Source organism: Desulfuromonas versatilis, from assembly GCF_019704135.1.
Taxonomy (GTDB): domain Bacteria; phylum Desulfobacterota; class Desulfuromonadia; order Desulfuromonadales; family NIT-T3; genus Desulfuromonas_A; species Desulfuromonas_A versatilis.
Window position 1 is genome coordinate 3,143,786 of sequence record NZ_AP024355.1, and the last position, 14,643, is coordinate 3,158,428.

Here is a 14,643-nt window from a genome sequence, read left to right on the forward strand (position 1 = left end):
CGCAATTGGCTACCGAGGCTCATCAGGCCAGGCCGGTTTGGGTTCTTCGGCAACCGGCTCGGAAGCGGGTTCCTCGACCGGTTGCCGGACCGGCACGAAACTGTGCTGATCTTTTTCCCAGCGGTAGCTGCCGGCGTCCCAGATTTTCTCCAGTCCGGACCAGTCGAGATGCACCCCGGCCATCTCTTCGACGATCACCGAAGCCTGCAGCATCTCGCCGTCATCCACCCTGCCGTCGCCGTCGACGTCCGCCCACAGATAGGGCTGGACCTCCACCCTGGATATTCCGGAAACGGGAAAAGGCGCGTCGCTGCCGGCCTTGGCAACCACCTCGCCGCTGAACAGCGCTTCGGACTCCAAGGGGGTCTCCGGGGGTACCTTGACCAGGTAGGAAATCCGCGGCGGGGCCTTGGAGGGCTTGACGATCCAACGGGCGGTACCGGTCTCGTTATCCAGGCTCGAGGCCGGCGGAAAGGCCTCGATCAGAACCCAGCCGGGGGGGAAATGCTCCCTGAGGATAAAACCATGCTCCTGGGCCTCGGGACCCAACTTCACCTGAACCGGGATCACGCTGCCGGGGGCGGCAAAGCTGGAAAGCCAGCGTTCGGCGGGAAATTCGACCTCAACCACCTGGGGGTCGTCCGGCAGGGCAAACAACAGAACGGCCAGGGCGCCGGCCACGAAGAGCAGCAGTGGCAGAGACAATCGGCGCCGGCGCCCCGGGGCCGGCGGTTCCGCCGCCCCCTCGGGCTCCTCAGCGGGTGCCGGTTCGAGAATCTCGGCGATGTCGACCTCGAGCGCCTCGGCGAGGCGCAGGATATTGTCGCGCTTGACCGATGGGGTACGGTTGTTCTCCCATCGGGAAATGGTATCGGTGGTCACCCCGACAACCTTGGCGACATATAACTGGGTCAGCTTTTTTTCTTCACGTATCCGACGGACGGCATTTCCGTCCAGGCTGACCGTCGGCGAAAGCTCGTTTTCCATGGTCGTTTCCGACTTCGGGATTGATGTATCCCTGCAGTGTAGCAAACTCGCCCGGGACGAGTAAACCGCAAATTTCGACCCGACATGAGACCTCCACCAACCCGACATTGATCGTTTCAAATACTCGAAATGACTAATTGTTTTATCGACATCGGGTCTCAAGACTACAGATGTCTGATGAAATTTCACAGAAAGTCGTTTAGGGTTAGCGCAACTGTTTCGGGCAACAACGCCCAACCATCAAATCTTGGGAGGTAAAGAACATGAAACGTCTGATCGCCGTACTGCTCACCGCTGGTTTCCTTGCCGCTGGCACCCTGATCGCTTTTGCCGCCGAGCCCCCTGCTGAAGCCAAGTTCGAGGCCAAAAACGGTGCCGTCACCTTCAACCACACCCTCCACACCGGCAAGGTTGCCGACTGCGCCACCTGCCACCACGCCGGTGTCGAAGCTGGCGCCTGCCGCAAGTGCCACGGTGTCGACGCCGCCGCCCCCTCGATGAAGGATGTCGGCCACAAGGCTTGCAAGGGCTGCCACAAAGACCAGAACGGCCCCACCAAGTGCAACGAGTGCCACAAGAAGTAAGATTTTCCGAACATACTTGTTAAGACCAAAAGGGGCCGCGATCGCGGCCCCTTTTGGTCTTCCGGAATCGGCCCACCTCCCCCTATCTTGCCGTCCCCTGCCCCATAGCCTATTTCGCTGGCAAAATTCGCGGCCGGGTGTATAAATGAGGGCTGTTGTACAATATTACAGCACCCTTTCTCTTGCAGCCGAGGACCGACCATGTTCAGAATCCGCCGAATCTTCGACGACGCTCTGCCGGCCAATCGTGACGCCGTGGCCCAGGTGCAGTTGATCCTCAAGGAACAGTTCCCGATGCTGGCCGCCGCCGACATCGAAAAGATCCCCGATCTCCTGCGCAACCCGCTCAAACACCGCTTCCGGTCCATCCTGTACATCGCCGAGGAGCAGAAAGGGGCGGTTCAGGGTTTCGCCCTGCTCTCCCACGAACCCAATCTCAAGTTCTGCTATCTCGACTACATTTCCGCCGCCCCCCGCGTCACCGGCGGCGGTATCGGCGGCGCCCTGTACGAGCATCTTCGCGAAGAGGCCCTGTTTCTTGGGGTGGTCGGAATTTTCTTCGAATGCCTGCCGGACGACCCGGCCCTGTGCCCCGATGCGGAAATCCTCAAGCAAAACCGGGCCCGTCTCAAGTTCTATGAAAAATACGGTGCCTTCCCGATCATCAGCACCGCCTACGAAACCCCGGTCAAACCCGATGACGACAACCCGCCCTACCTCGTGTTCGACAATCTCGGCCAGCAAGCGCCCCTGCGGCCGGCCAAGGCCCAGGCCATCGTCCGGGCGATCCTCGAGCGGCGCTATGGCCATCTCTGCCCCAAAGAGTACATCGACATGGTGGTGGCATCGTTCCGAGAGGATCCCATCCGCACCCGTCCGCCCCGCTATCTCAAGAAGGAGGAACCGGCCGAGGTGCCTGCGGCGACTGGGCGCTTCCGGCGGATCGCCCTGGCGGTGAACGACCGCCACGACATCCACCACGTACGCGAGCGCGGCTACGTCGAGTCACCGGTGCGGATCCGCTCGATTCTCAGGGAGATCGAAAAACTGCCCATCTTCGAACGGGTGGAGGTGGGCGAATACCCGGAAAAGCATATCCGCGCAGTCCACGACCCCGAATATATCGAGTACTTCCGGCGGGTCTGCAAAACCCTCGAACCGGGCAAGTCGGTTTACCCCTACGTATTCCCCATCCGCAACGCGGCACGACGCCCCAAGGAAATGGCGGTGCGGGCCGGCTACTACTGCATCGACACCTTCACCCCCTTGAACCAGAATGCCTGGAACGCGGCGCGGCGCGGGGTGGACTGCGCCCTGACCTGCGCCGACCGGCTACTTGAAGGGTATCGCCTGGCCTACGCCCTGGTTCGGCCCCCCGGCCACCATGCCGAATACCGCTCCTTCGGCGGCTTCTGCTATTTCAACAACGCCGCGGCAGCCGCCCACTACCTGAGCGGCTACGGCAAGGTGGCCATCCTCGACGTCGACTACCACCACGGCAACGGCCAGCAGGTGATCTTCTACCAGCGCAGCGACGTGCTCACGGTCTCCATTCACGGCCATCCCAAGTTCGCCTACCCCTATTTCAGCGGTTTCGAGGATGAAACGGGCGAGGGAGAAGGGCTGGGCTTCAACCGCAACTATCCCCTGCCCGAGCAGTTGGACACCGCCACCTACCTGAAGACCCTCGACCGGGCCCTGAAAAAAATCAGCGACTACCGGCCCCGCTACCTGATCATCTGCCTGGGACTGGATACGGCCAAGGGCGATCCGACCGGGACCTGGAGTCTCTCGGCCAGGGACTTCAACGATCTCGGCAAGCGCATCGGCGCACTGCCGCTGCCCACCCTGGTGGTCCAGGAGGGGGGGTACAAGAACACGGTTCTCGGCATCAACGCCCGCCATTTCCTGACCGGCCTCTGGTCGGGAAAAATCACCTCGCCCTGAGCCCCGCCCGCCCGCTGCCCCGGAGCTGTTTTCGGCTCCGGGGCAGCCTTTGGGACCCCGCCCGGGATAAATTCGGAAAATATTTTTCCGCGACCTTGCAATTCTCTCATATTGATGTACAAGTACTTGAACCGAATGGGGTTTTTCGACCACTTTTTTTCCCGTTGACAATAATTTCAAAGGGGAGTATACGCTCATTCAGACGCGCGACATTCCGGTCCGGGAACGCAGCAGACGACCCAAGCATAAAAAGCGACCCCTTTTTATAGCCCCCAGCCGCCAGGCTACCCGGACCTACCGAATGCGCCGTTGCTCTCAACCGGAGAGACCATTTGTTCCAACAAGGCTTTTAAAGGGGTTCAAAATGCACATTGCTCTCGCCTTCAATCTGCGGGAGGAGTCCGTTCAGGAGGACGACCAGCCTCCCTCGGAACCTCCTTCCGGATCCGCCGCCCATTCCGACGACCTGTACGCCGAGTGGGACGATATCCACACCATCAAGGCTGTGGAATCGGCCCTCGCCAGCCGTCACCAGGTTTCCCTGGTAAACGCCGATCTCGACGCCTTCGCCACCTTCCGCGACCTGCGCCCCGACCTCGTCTTCAATATCGCCGAGGGTCTGCTGGGCAACAGCCGCGAGGCGCAGATTCCGGCCATGCTCGATATGCTCGGCATCCCCTACACCGGCAGCGATCCGGTGACCCTCGGCATGTGCCTCGACAAGCGTCGCGCCAAGGAGATCCTGGCCTATTACCGCATCCCCACCCCGCGCTTCGCGGTGGTCGGCTCGCTGGCCGAGATCCCCGCCCGGCTGCGCTATCCCCTGATGGTCAAGCCGACCCTCGAGGGCTCCAGCAAGGGGGTCACCGACAAGGCCCTGGTCGCCGACCGCCGCGCCTTGGTGCGCCAGGTGGAGTGGGTGCTCGACACCTACCGCCAGCCGGCGATCGTCGAGGAGTTCCTCCCCGGCCGCGAGTTCACCGTCGCCATGCTCGGCAACGGCGAGTCCCTGCGGGCGCTGCCGACCGTGGAGATCAACCTGCACACCCTCCCCGAGGGGGTCAATCCCATCTATTCCTACGAAGCCAAATGGATCTGGGACCAGGAGGAGAATCCGCTGGAGATCTTCACCTGCCCGGCCAAGCTCGAACCGCTGCTGCAGAAACAGATCGAGGACATCTGCAAGCGGGCCTTCAACGCCCTGGGCTGCCGCGACTGGACCCGCATCGATGTGCGTCTCGATGCCACCGGCCGCCCCAACATCATCGAACTCAATCCCCTCCCCGGCATTTTGCCGCGCCCGGAGCAGAACAGCTGCTTCCCCAAGGCGGCGCGGGCCGCCGGGCTTTCCTACGACCAGATGATCCTCGCAGTGGCCGATGCCGCCTGCGAGCGTCACAATCTGCGCCAGGGGGGTATCGATGAACGTCGCCGTATGCTTTAACAAAGTCCCCCCCAAACTCTACAAGGGCGAAGCCGGCGACCGCATCTCCGAGGAGGGAGCCGAGGCCGAGGCCAAGGCGGTGCGCAAGGCTCTGCGCGAGCTCGGCCACAGCGCCAGCCTGGTGGCGGCCGGCAACGACGTGGGCAAGCTGGTGGACGACCTGCGCAAGGCCGAGCCCCAGGTGGTGTTCAACCTCTGCGAAGGCTTCTGGGGCGACAGCCGCAAGGAGATGCACGTCGCCGCCCTCTTCGAGCTGCTCGGCTACGCCTACACCGGGGGGACCCCGCTTTGTCTCGGGCTGACCCAGGACAAGGCCCGCACCAAAGACCTGTTGATGCGGCACAGCCTCCCCACGCCCAAGTACATCCTGGTCAAGATGGGCGAGCAATACCCCAAAACCCGGGATCTGGCCTACCCGCTCATCGTCAAGCCGCGCTTCGAGGACGCCTCGCTGGGGATTACCGGCGAGAGCATCGTCGGCAATGAGCGCGACCTGAAAAAACGGGTGGAGTATATCCACGCCACCTACCGCCAGGGCGCACTGGTCGAGGAGTTCATCGAGGGGCGCGAGTTCAACGCCTCGGTGCTCGGCCCGACCCCTTTCGAGGTGCTGCCGCTTTCCGAGATCCGCTTCAACCCCGGGCTGAAACACGCCATCGTCAGCTATGACGGCAAATGGCTGGAGGACTCCCAGGAGTACGCCCACACCGAACCGGTCTGCCCCGCCCCGCTCAAGGCCAAGGAAGAGCTGCTGGTGCGCGACGTCTCGCTGCGTGCCTGCAAGATCCTCGAAACCCGCGATTACGCCCGGGTCGACATCCGCCTGCGCGACGGCATCCCCTACATCCTCGAGGTCAACGCCAACCCCGACATCTCGCCCGGAGCGGGGATCGCCCGTTCAGCACGGGCGGCGGGCCTGACCTACCCCAAGTTCATCGAGCGCATCCTGACCATGGCCATCAAACGCAAGGAAGCCGCCCATGCGAAGCCTTAACCGCAGCGACCTGCCGCAACTCACCCGCATCCTCGAAGCCACCGGCGCCTTCACCGACGTGGAGGTGGACTGCGCGGTGGAACTGCTCAACATCGTCCTCGACGACCCCGGGCAGCAGGACTACGTCGTCGCCGTGGCCGAGGACGCCGGGAAGGTGGTCGGCTACGTCCTCTACGGCCCGGTGCCGCTGACCCAGGGGAACTACGACCTCTACTGGATCGCCACCGACCCTGCGGTGCAGGGCAAGGGCTTCGGCCAGCAACTGATGCACCACGTCGAAAACGAGGTCCGCCGCCTGGGCGGGCGCATGATCTGCCTGGAGACTTCCTCCCAGGGAGGGTACGAGAAGACCCGCAAGTTCTACGATCGGGCCGGCTATGTGGAAGAATCGCGCATCCGCGACTTCTACAAGACGGGGGACGACCGCATCACCTACGTCAAACGCTTTTCAGTTCAAAAGGAGAACTGAGTCGATGGAAACCTGGCAAAAACTTCTGCAGGAAAGCATCACCCGTCCCGGAGATCTCACCCGCCGCTTCGGCGTCGACCCGCGTCCCCTCGAGCAGGTGGCCGAGGCCTACCCCATGCGCGTCAACCCTTACTATCTCGGCCTGATCAAGCAGGTCGGCGACCCGATCTGGCGCCAGGCCGTCCCGTCCGAGGAGGAACTGCAGGACAGCGTCTGCCCGGCCGACCCCCTCGAGGAGGAGAACCAGAGCCCGGTCCCCAACCTGGTGCACCGCTACCCCGACCGGGTGCTGTTCCTGGTCTGCTCCGAGTGCGCCATGTACTGCCGCTTCTGCACCCGCAAGCGCAAGGTGGGCGGCGAGAACATGGTCATCACCCGCGAGACCATCGAGCGCGGCCTCGACTACATCCGCAGCAAGCCGGAGATCCGCGACGTAATCCTCTCCGGCGGCGACCCGTTGCTGCTCTCCGACGAGCGCCTGGAGTGGATTCTCAAGGGGCTGCGCGCCATCCCCAGCGTGGAGATCATCCGCATCGGCACCCGCGTGCCGGTGGTGCTGCCCCAGCGCATCACCCCGGCCCTGGTGCGGATGCTGCGCAAGTTCCACCCGCTGTTTCTCAACACCCACTTCAACCACCCGGACGAGATCACCGAGACCTCGGCCAAGGCCTGCGGCCGGCTGGCCGACGCCGGCATACCCCTGGGCAACCAGTCGGTGCTGCTGCGCGGGGTCAACGACGACCCGGCGGTGATGAAGCGGCTGATGCAGAAGCTGCTCTCCATCCGCGTCAAGCCCTACTACATTTACCAGGCCGACATGGTCCAGGGGACCGACCACTTCCGCACCAGTGTCGAGGAGGGGATCGAAATCATCCGCGCCCTGCGCGGCCACACCTCGGGGATGGGGGTGCCGGCCTTCGTCATCGACGCCCCCGGCGGCGGCGGCAAGATCCCGCTCCTCCCGGACTACCTGCAGAGCCTCGGCGAGCAGGTGGTGCTGAAGAACTACCTCGGCGAGAGCTACACCTACCTCAACGCCGCCCGCCCCGTCGAAACCGAACGGCGCAGCGCCGTCAACGACCGCGACTGAAAAAAACCCCGGGGGCCGAAAGCGGCCCCCGGGGTTTTCAGTTTGTCCCCAGCTTCCCCCTTTGAACTCGCCAGAGCGGAGTGGAGGTTTCGGGAAAAAGACCGGCAAATGTCTGAGCGCAGCGAGTTTTTGCCGGGCCCCGAAACATCTGCGCAGCGGAGGGGACCTGCGTCAGCAGGCGGGTTCAACGGGGGCGCCCTTTTGATCCAAACTTTTGGGCGATCAAAAGGTTGGTCGCCGTCAGGGGGCGAGTCCCCTGGATTTTCTTGGGCAAGCAAGAAAAGTATCTCGCCATGGCGGGGCGAGTCCCGCCGGTTTTAAGGGCTTTTTCAAAAGCAGGGACCAGCTTCTTCTTTTCAATTATCCCCCATACCGCAAATCCAACGTCAAAGGCGTTTCCTCCCGCACCCGCAGCTCAGGCACCACCACCGCCCCCTGCCCCCTCGGCAGGACCACAAACCGCTCCTCCCGCCGCCGCCGCGCCTCCCGCACATCCCCCGGAAAATCCTCGTAATCGCCCCCTGCGGGCGGCCCGACGTGGTAGCGACAACTTCCCAGCAGCCGCCCGCTTTCGATCTCCACCACCTCCAGGACCAGCGGCGTATGGGGCGCGATTTCCGGGTGCCGGGCCTCCTCGAGGGGCCAGGCCTTGAAGCGGATTCCCCCGACGACCCGGTCCGGTTCGACCGCCTCCAGAGGCACCCGCCGGCCGTTGCAGAGCACGGCGAACCGCTCGGGTTCGGGGGTCCTCAACAGCACCTGCATCCGCTCGCAGGAGGAGTCGACCGGCCGTGAGGCGCCGCCGCCGGCCGCCGCATCGCCCAGCACCGGCCAGGGCTCCAGCGCCTGCCGCAGCTCCAGCACGGCTCCCTCGGCCAAATCCGCCGTCCCGCAGACCGGATAGCGAAAAGCGAGATGGGGCTGCAGCCAGTCGGCCTGGAAGGGAATGCCGGCCTCCTGCAGCTCGGCGCACACCTCCGCCAGATCCGCGGCCATGAATTCGGGCAGGGCAAAGCGATCCTGCAGGGCGCTGCCCCAGCGCACCAGGCTCCCCCGGTAGGGATGCTCCCAGAACCGCACCACCAGGGCACGCACCAGCAGGGCCAGCACCAGATCGAAATGGGGATGGGGCTGCATCTCGAAGCCACGCAGCTCGACCAGCCCGCAACGGCCACGGGGATTGCCAGGGGGCCAGAGCTTGTCGAGGCAGAACTCGGCCCGATGGGCGTTGCCGGTCACATCGACCAGCAGATGCTGCAGCAGCCGGCCAAGCGCCAGGGGTTCCATGGGCTGGTAGGAAGAGATCTTGGAAAAGGCGAGTTCGAGTTCGCCGAGGGCATCCTGGCGGGATTCGTCGATGCGCGGTGCCTGGCTGGTGGGCCCCGTGAACAGCCCGGCAAAGCCGAAGGAGAGCCCGGGGTGGTTCTGCCAGTAGGTGATCAGGCTGCGCAGCAGGTCGGGGCGTCGGAAAAAGGGACTGTCTGCGGGGTCGGCGGCGCCCAGGGTGAGGTGATGGCCGCCGCCGCTGCCCACCGGCCGCCCGTCCCGGAGGTACTTGACGGCGGTAAGCCCGCAGGCACGGGTCTCCTCGTCGAGCCCCTCGGCGATGGCCAGGGTAGCGGGCCAGTCGCTGGCCGGCTGGGTGTTGACCTCGATCACTCCCGGGTCGGGGGTGATCTGGAAAAAAATCAGCCGCGGATCGGCGGGGGGCGCCTCCCCTTCGATCCGCAGCCGCTGTTCGGTGTCGCCGGCCGTGGCCTCGACCGCAGACAGCAGATCGAGGTAGTTGTCGGCACTCCCCATGGGGGGCATGAACAGGTGGAAAACCCCGTCCTTTGATTCGGCGCACAGGGCCACCCGGATGGCATTGTCGGCGACCAGCCCTTCGCCCTCCGCAGCAGGGCCCGGGCGGGGCTCGGCGGGATCATATTCCCAGACCTGGTTCTCCTCCCCCACCCGGTCAAGCTGCTCAAGGGGCAGACGCAGGCCCAGCGGCGCATCGCCCGGGACCAGCTGCAGCGCCCCCTCGGGCAGCGTCCAACGGCAACTGACCCATTGCGGGCCCGACTCCCCCGCAACCCGCAGCAACGGCAGCACGTAGCCGCAACCGGTCTTGCCGGAGCGCTCCCGGGCTTCCAGGAGGCAGCTGCCGGGCACCCCGAGCCGCGCGGCAAGCCGGCGCATGTACGCCTCGACCCTGGCGATGCTGGTTTCCCGTGCCCGCCCCTCGCCAAACAGCAGTTCCTGCCTGGTCCAGAGGGGCCGGCCGTCACTGCGCCAATAACAGCCAAAGGCCCAGCGGGGCTGGGTTTCGCCCGGATACCATTTGCCGAGGCCATAGTGCCGCAGAGCCCCTTGGGTGAACCGCTCCTGCAAGCGCAGCAGCAGCCGTGCCGCCAGCCGGCGTTTCTCCTCGCCGAGAGCCTCGGTGGACCACTGGGGGGCGCTGCGGGCACCGCGAAGCAGATAGGTCGGCTCCCCCCCCATGGTCAGGCGTACGCCGCCCCTGGCGAGGCGACGATCCAGATCCCTGGCAAGGCCATCGATCTCTGACCAGATCACCTCGGGGTACCCCCCCGGGCGGGCTTTCGGTACGCGCTTCGGGGTCATGGCGGATGGCCCTTCTGTTCCCGGGCAAGGGGATCGGCAGCTTACTCCTTGATGGGACAGGTGGCTACTTCGCCCGGCGGACTGAGCTTGGCCTTGATCCGGTCGATCCACTCGGAGGGGAGCTCGAGGATGGAGTTGCGCAGCCGATCCATCCACCAGCTTGAGATCTCCTCAAGATCCTCCTTTGAATAGCGGTGCTCGACGATGCGGAAGGAGTCCTTTTCGTAAAAGACCACGTCCACCGGCAGATCGACGTCGGTGGCGCTGATCCGGGTGGAGTCGAAGGCGAGAATCCCCACCTTGAGAGCGAAGCTCAGTGGATCTTCGAAAGTGAAGGTGCGGTCGAGAATCGGCTTGCCGTAGCCGCTGGCGCCGACGATCTGGTAGGGCGTCCCCTTGGAGACTTCCACCCAGTTCCCCTGGGGATAAAGCATGTAGAGCTTGGGTTCGGTGTCCCGCGACATCTGCCCGCCGATGACGCAGTGGATGTCGAAGCGCAGCCCGCTTTTCTCCAGGGCCGGCTGGTCCTCCTCGGCCGCCTTCCGAATCTGTTCGGCAAAGCAGTTGACCGCCTTGTAGAGCCGGTCAAAGGGCTCCTGCTGGGCCTCGAGGTACTCCTCGAAATAGGTCAGGGCCTTGTCCCGCGCCGAGCGCAGCCCCGAGGTCATCAGGAACATGGCCCATTTGGGCCCCTGGTAGATGGATACTTTTTTCGCGGTGATGGCCTCGTAGCCCGAGGTGATGCGCGTATCGGCGATCCCTACCAGGCCGGTGCGCACCCGCATTCCAAGACAGAATGTCATTGTTTTTTACTCCGCTTCCTTGGTTCTGACCGGTTCACCGACCGGGCGAAGGGCGAAAAAGGTCTCGAAGATCGCGTTGCCGACGTTGTTGATCCGGGTCTGGGTAGCGTCCAGGTATTCGTGAAGCCCCTGGGAGAGAATCTCCTCGATGGTGATGTAGTCCATGTCCGCCAGCAGCTTGCCGAGGGCCTGGTCGGCCCGGTTGGAGAAAGAGCCCCGCGGGGTGCCGGTGATGTTGCGCATGGAGATTTCCGCGGCGATCAGACAGCTGTGGATGGCCCGGGGGAACTTCTGGTCGAGGACCAGGAAATCGACGATCTTCTCCGGGTCGATGCGCCCGTGACGCTTGCGATACATCTCGAAGGCGCTCGCCGAGCGCAGCAGCGCGGCCCAGAGAATGTTGTCGAAGGGGGAGCCGACGTAATCGACGGAGGGGAGCAGCACGAAGTATTTGACATCGAGGATGCGCGAGGTCTTGTCGGCCCGCTCCAGCATCCGCCCCAGGCGGCCGAAATGCCAGCCTTCACCGTGGGACATGGTACTCTCGGTGACCCCGACGAACAGGTGGCTGGCGGTCATGATGTCGACGAAGAACTGGTGCGGCAGGTCCATGCCCAGCCCTTGCTGGGCGGCCTCGTTGACGGTCAGGTAAAAGGTGTTGACCTGCTGCCACATCTCCGAGGAGATGTACTCGCGCACCGAGCGGGCGTTTTCGCGGGCCGAGCGCAGGCAGGAGAGGATCGAGTTGGGGTTGTTGCGGTCGAAGGTCAGAAACTGGATGACGTTGTCCCGGCTCGCCTTGCCGTACAACTCGTCGAACAGTTCGTGGTCGCCGGTGGTGTTGACCAGCGGCAGCCACTGCTCGGCGGCCCCCACCGGCAAATCGAGGATCATGTGAAAATTGGCGTCGATGAAGCGGGCGACATTCTCCGCCCGCTCGATATAGCGGTTCATCCAATAAATGGAATCTGCAACCCGGCTCAGCATAGGCTCACTTCTTCCCTTCCTTGATAAAATCAGAACAATTCATTCAGGGCTGCAGCGGACAGCTCGAGTTGATGACCCAGGTGTCCTTGCTGCCGCCCCCCTGGGAGGAGTTCACCACCAGAGACCCCTTCTTGAGCGCCACCCGGGTCAGCCCCCCGGGAAGCACATAGGTGTCTTCGCCATAGAGGATGTAGGGGCGCAGGTCGACGTGCCGCCCCTCGAAATGATCGTCCACCAACACCGGCACCCGGGACAGGGAGAGGGTCGGCTGGGCGATATAGTTGCGGGGGTTGGCCTTGAGCCGCCGGGCGAATTCCTCGCGCTCGGCCGCCGAGGCGTGGGGACCGACCAGCATCCCGTAGCCGCCCGATTCGTTGACCGCCTTGACCACCAGCTTGTCCAGGTTCTCGAGCACGTACTTGAGCTCCTCCTCGCGCCAGCACCCGTAGGTGGGGACGTTGCGGATGATCGCCTCCTCGCCGAGGTAGTACTTGATGATTTCGGGCACGTAGGCATAGATGGCCTTGTCGTCGGCAACCCCGGTTCCCGGGGCGTTGGCAAGGGCGACCCGCCCTTTCTGGTAGGCCTCCATCAGGCCGGGTACGCCAAGCATGGAATCGGGCCGGAACACCTTGGGATCGATGAAATCGTCGTCGATTCGTCGGTAGATGACGTCCACCCTTTCCAGCCCCTTGGTGGTGCGCAACATCACCTCGCCCCGGTTCACCACCAGGTCGCGCCCCTCCACCAGCTGCACGCCCATCTGCTGGGCCAGGAAGCTGTGCTCGAAATAGGCCGAGTTGTAGATGCCAGGGGTCCAGACCGCTACCACGGGGTCACGGACGTTGCGCGGCGCCAGTCCCTGCAGCATGTCGAGCAGCCGGCTTGGATAGTCGGTGACCGGCTGGACGCTGCAGGCCTCGAAGACCATGGGAAAGGTGCGCTTCATCACCAGGCGGTTTTCCAGCACGTAGGAGACCCCGGAGGGGCAGCGCAGGTTGTCCTCCAGCACGTAGTAATGGCCGTCGCTGCCGCGCACCAGGTCGGTGCCGGTAATGTGGCACCAGATGCCCCGCGGCGGCTTGAGGCCGATGCAGGGCTTGCGGTAGCCCGCGGCGGAGAAGACCAGGTCGGCCGGGACGACGTTATCCTTGATGATTTTCTGCTCGTTGTAGACGTCGTTTATGAACAGGTTCAGGGCATGGACCCGCTGCTTGAGCCCCTGTTCCATGATCGTCCACTCGTCCCCCTGGACAATACGCGGGATGATGTCGAAGGGGAAGATCCGCTCGGTTCCGGATTCATCGCCGTAGACGCTGAAGGTGATCCCCAGGTGCAGCAGCGCCCGCTCGGCGGCGCGCTGACGGCGCATCAGTTCTTCGGCAGGCAGGGAGTTGATCCGTTCCACCACCAGGTCGGCGCCGGGCCGCGGCCTCCCCTTGTCGTCGAACATCTCGTCGAAAAAATTTTCAGTCTGGTACCCGTCGAACTTCATAGAAACCCACCTTCCAAAAAAAATTGTAGATTAAATTAAAACCGGAAAAACCGGCGAAGTCAAATCGGCCAGGCTACCGTGGGCAGGGGTGCTTTTTTCCCCCACACAAGGTCCGGGTCGGGTTAAAATACCGCTTCAGTCATCCGCATGGGGAGCGCATATTTGATGGTTAAGGGGATATTCTGGGACAATGACGGGGTGCTGGTCGATACCGAGCACCTCTATTTTCAGGCCACCGCCGAGGTGCTGGCAGAAGCCGGCATCGAACTGAGCCGGGAGACATTCATCGAGATCTCCCTGCGCCGCGGCGAGAGCGTATTCTGCCTGGCCGAGGACCGGGGCTGCGGCGTTCAGCAGCGCGAACAGATGCGCCTGCGCCGCAACGCCCGTTACGGCGAGTTGCTGCGCGGCAAGAAACACACCCTCGACGGGGTCGAAGAGACTTTGCAGGCCCTGCACGGGCGCTGCCTGATGGCGGTGGTCACCAGCTCACGCCGCGACCATTTCGAGATCATCCACGAAAACTCAGGGCTGCTCGGCTATTTCGACTTTATCCTGACCCGCGAGGATTACACCCACTCCAAGCCCCACCCCGAACCCTACCTGAGCGCCCTGAAGCGCAGCGGGCTGCCGGCCGAACGGTGTCTGGTCGTGGAAGACTCGGAGCGGGGCCTGCAGGCGGCGGTGAGTGCCGGCCTGCGCTGTCTGGTCACCCCGGGGGAGCTGACCCGGGGGGGGGATTTCACCGCCGCCTGGCAGGTCCTCGAGGACGTTCGCCAAGTACCGCTCCTGGTCCGCTGAGCCGCTCCGCAGCAGCCTGCCAGCCCCCTGTTCGGCCCGGTCCGGCTGTTTTTTCCGATTCCTGATTTTTTTCTTGAAATCTCCGGACCGGACCGCTAGTATGAGCCCCAACTTCGGCCTGCATGTCAGTCCGTAGGGTTGACCCCGTGTACCCCCCCCCTCCGTACACGGGGTCTTTTATTTTCCGCCTCCTGGCATTGCTGTGCCTCTCCCCCGAAAAAAGATTAAACCAAAATAATAAATTTCCTTCTGCTCGACTTGATTCCGCTAACAAGTCGGATAGAATGGTCAGCATGTTCCCCTGGCTCCCCAAGCCAGGGGGGTTTTGCCCCGTGATCCCCCTCCTTCACGGGGCTTTTTTTGTTTGCTTCCCTTCCCCGCCCCCGCCATCCGCCACGCGTTTTCCGCTACAATAGATAAAAGCCTCCCATG

12 protein-coding genes are annotated in these 14,643 nt (G+C 63.6%); 7 read left to right on the plus strand and 5 right to left on the minus strand.

Going from position 1 to position 14,643, the window contains the following annotated elements:
- Positions 1 to 9 precede the first annotated feature (9 nt).
- Entirely contained in the window at positions 10 to 987 is a 978-nt protein-coding gene (locus DESUT3_RS14150; RefSeq protein ID WP_221249128.1) for a helix-turn-helix domain-containing protein, read from the minus strand.
- Between the two features lie 263 nt (positions 988 to 1,250).
- Here DESUT3_RS14150 and DESUT3_RS14155 point away from each other — a divergent pair, with 263 nt between their 5' ends.
- The 6 genes from DESUT3_RS14155 (at position 1,251) to DESUT3_RS14180 (ending at position 7,515) form a co-directional block, all read left to right on the plus strand.
- Entirely contained in the window at positions 1,251 to 1,571 is a 321-nt protein-coding gene (locus tag DESUT3_RS14155) for a cytochrome c3 family protein (protein ID WP_221249129.1), read from the plus strand.
- A gap of 201 nt (positions 1,572 to 1,772) precedes the next feature.
- Complete coding sequence (locus DESUT3_RS14160) at positions 1,773 to 3,518, plus strand: histone deacetylase family protein (RefSeq protein ID WP_221249130.1); 1,746 nt, start codon at positions 1,773 to 1,775, stop codon at positions 3,516 to 3,518.
- Between the two features lie 364 nt (positions 3,519 to 3,882).
- Entirely contained in the window at positions 3,883 to 4,962 is a 1,080-nt protein-coding gene (locus DESUT3_RS14165) for a D-alanine--D-alanine ligase family protein (RefSeq protein WP_221249131.1), read from the plus strand.
- Positions 4,940 to 5,956, plus strand: coding sequence for a D-alanine--D-alanine ligase family protein (locus DESUT3_RS14170; protein WP_221249132.1), 1,017 nt, complete (start codon positions 4,940 to 4,942; stop codon positions 5,954 to 5,956). The genes DESUT3_RS14165 and DESUT3_RS14170 overlap by 23 nt, the downstream gene beginning before the upstream one ends.
- Positions 5,943 to 6,425 carry a GNAT family N-acetyltransferase gene (locus tag DESUT3_RS14175; RefSeq protein WP_221249133.1) on the plus strand — a complete coding sequence of 161 codons (483 nt, stop codon included), beginning with the start codon at positions 5,943 to 5,945 and terminating at the stop codon, positions 6,423 to 6,425. The genes DESUT3_RS14170 and DESUT3_RS14175 overlap by 14 nt, the downstream gene beginning before the upstream one ends.
- A gap of 4 nt (positions 6,426 to 6,429) precedes the next feature.
- A complete protein-coding gene (locus DESUT3_RS14180) occupies positions 6,430 to 7,515 on the plus strand; it encodes a KamA family radical SAM protein (protein ID WP_221249134.1) in 1,086 nt (361 codons plus the stop codon).
- A gap of 360 nt (positions 7,516 to 7,875) precedes the next feature.
- Here DESUT3_RS14180 and DESUT3_RS14185 read toward each other — a convergent pair whose 3' ends face one another.
- From DESUT3_RS14185 to DESUT3_RS14200, 4 genes are read right to left on the minus strand one after another with little or no spacing between them, the layout of a single operon-like run.
- Entirely contained in the window at positions 7,876 to 10,125 is a 2,250-nt protein-coding gene (locus DESUT3_RS14185; protein WP_221249135.1) for a transglutaminase family protein, read from the minus strand.
- A gap of 41 nt (positions 10,126 to 10,166) precedes the next feature.
- Positions 10,167 to 10,928 carry a hypothetical protein gene (locus tag DESUT3_RS14190; RefSeq protein WP_221249136.1) on the minus strand — a complete coding sequence of 254 codons (762 nt, stop codon included), beginning with the start codon at positions 10,926 to 10,928 and terminating at the stop codon, positions 10,167 to 10,169.
- A gap of 6 nt (positions 10,929 to 10,934) precedes the next feature.
- Positions 10,935 to 11,915, minus strand: a complete 981-nt coding sequence (locus tag DESUT3_RS14195) for an alpha-E domain-containing protein (RefSeq protein WP_221249137.1) — start codon at positions 11,913 to 11,915, stop codon at positions 10,935 to 10,937.
- A gap of 43 nt (positions 11,916 to 11,958) precedes the next feature.
- On the minus strand, positions 11,959 to 13,410 hold the full coding sequence (locus DESUT3_RS14200) for a circularly permuted type 2 ATP-grasp protein (protein WP_221249138.1): 1,452 nt from the start codon (positions 13,408 to 13,410) through the stop codon (positions 11,959 to 11,961).
- 165 nt (positions 13,411 to 13,575) lie between these two features.
- Here DESUT3_RS14200 and DESUT3_RS14205 point away from each other — a divergent pair, with 165 nt between their 5' ends.
- Complete coding sequence (locus tag DESUT3_RS14205; RefSeq protein WP_221249139.1) at positions 13,576 to 14,211, plus strand: HAD family hydrolase; 636 nt, start codon at positions 13,576 to 13,578, stop codon at positions 14,209 to 14,211.
- Positions 14,212 to 14,643 lie beyond the last annotated feature (432 nt).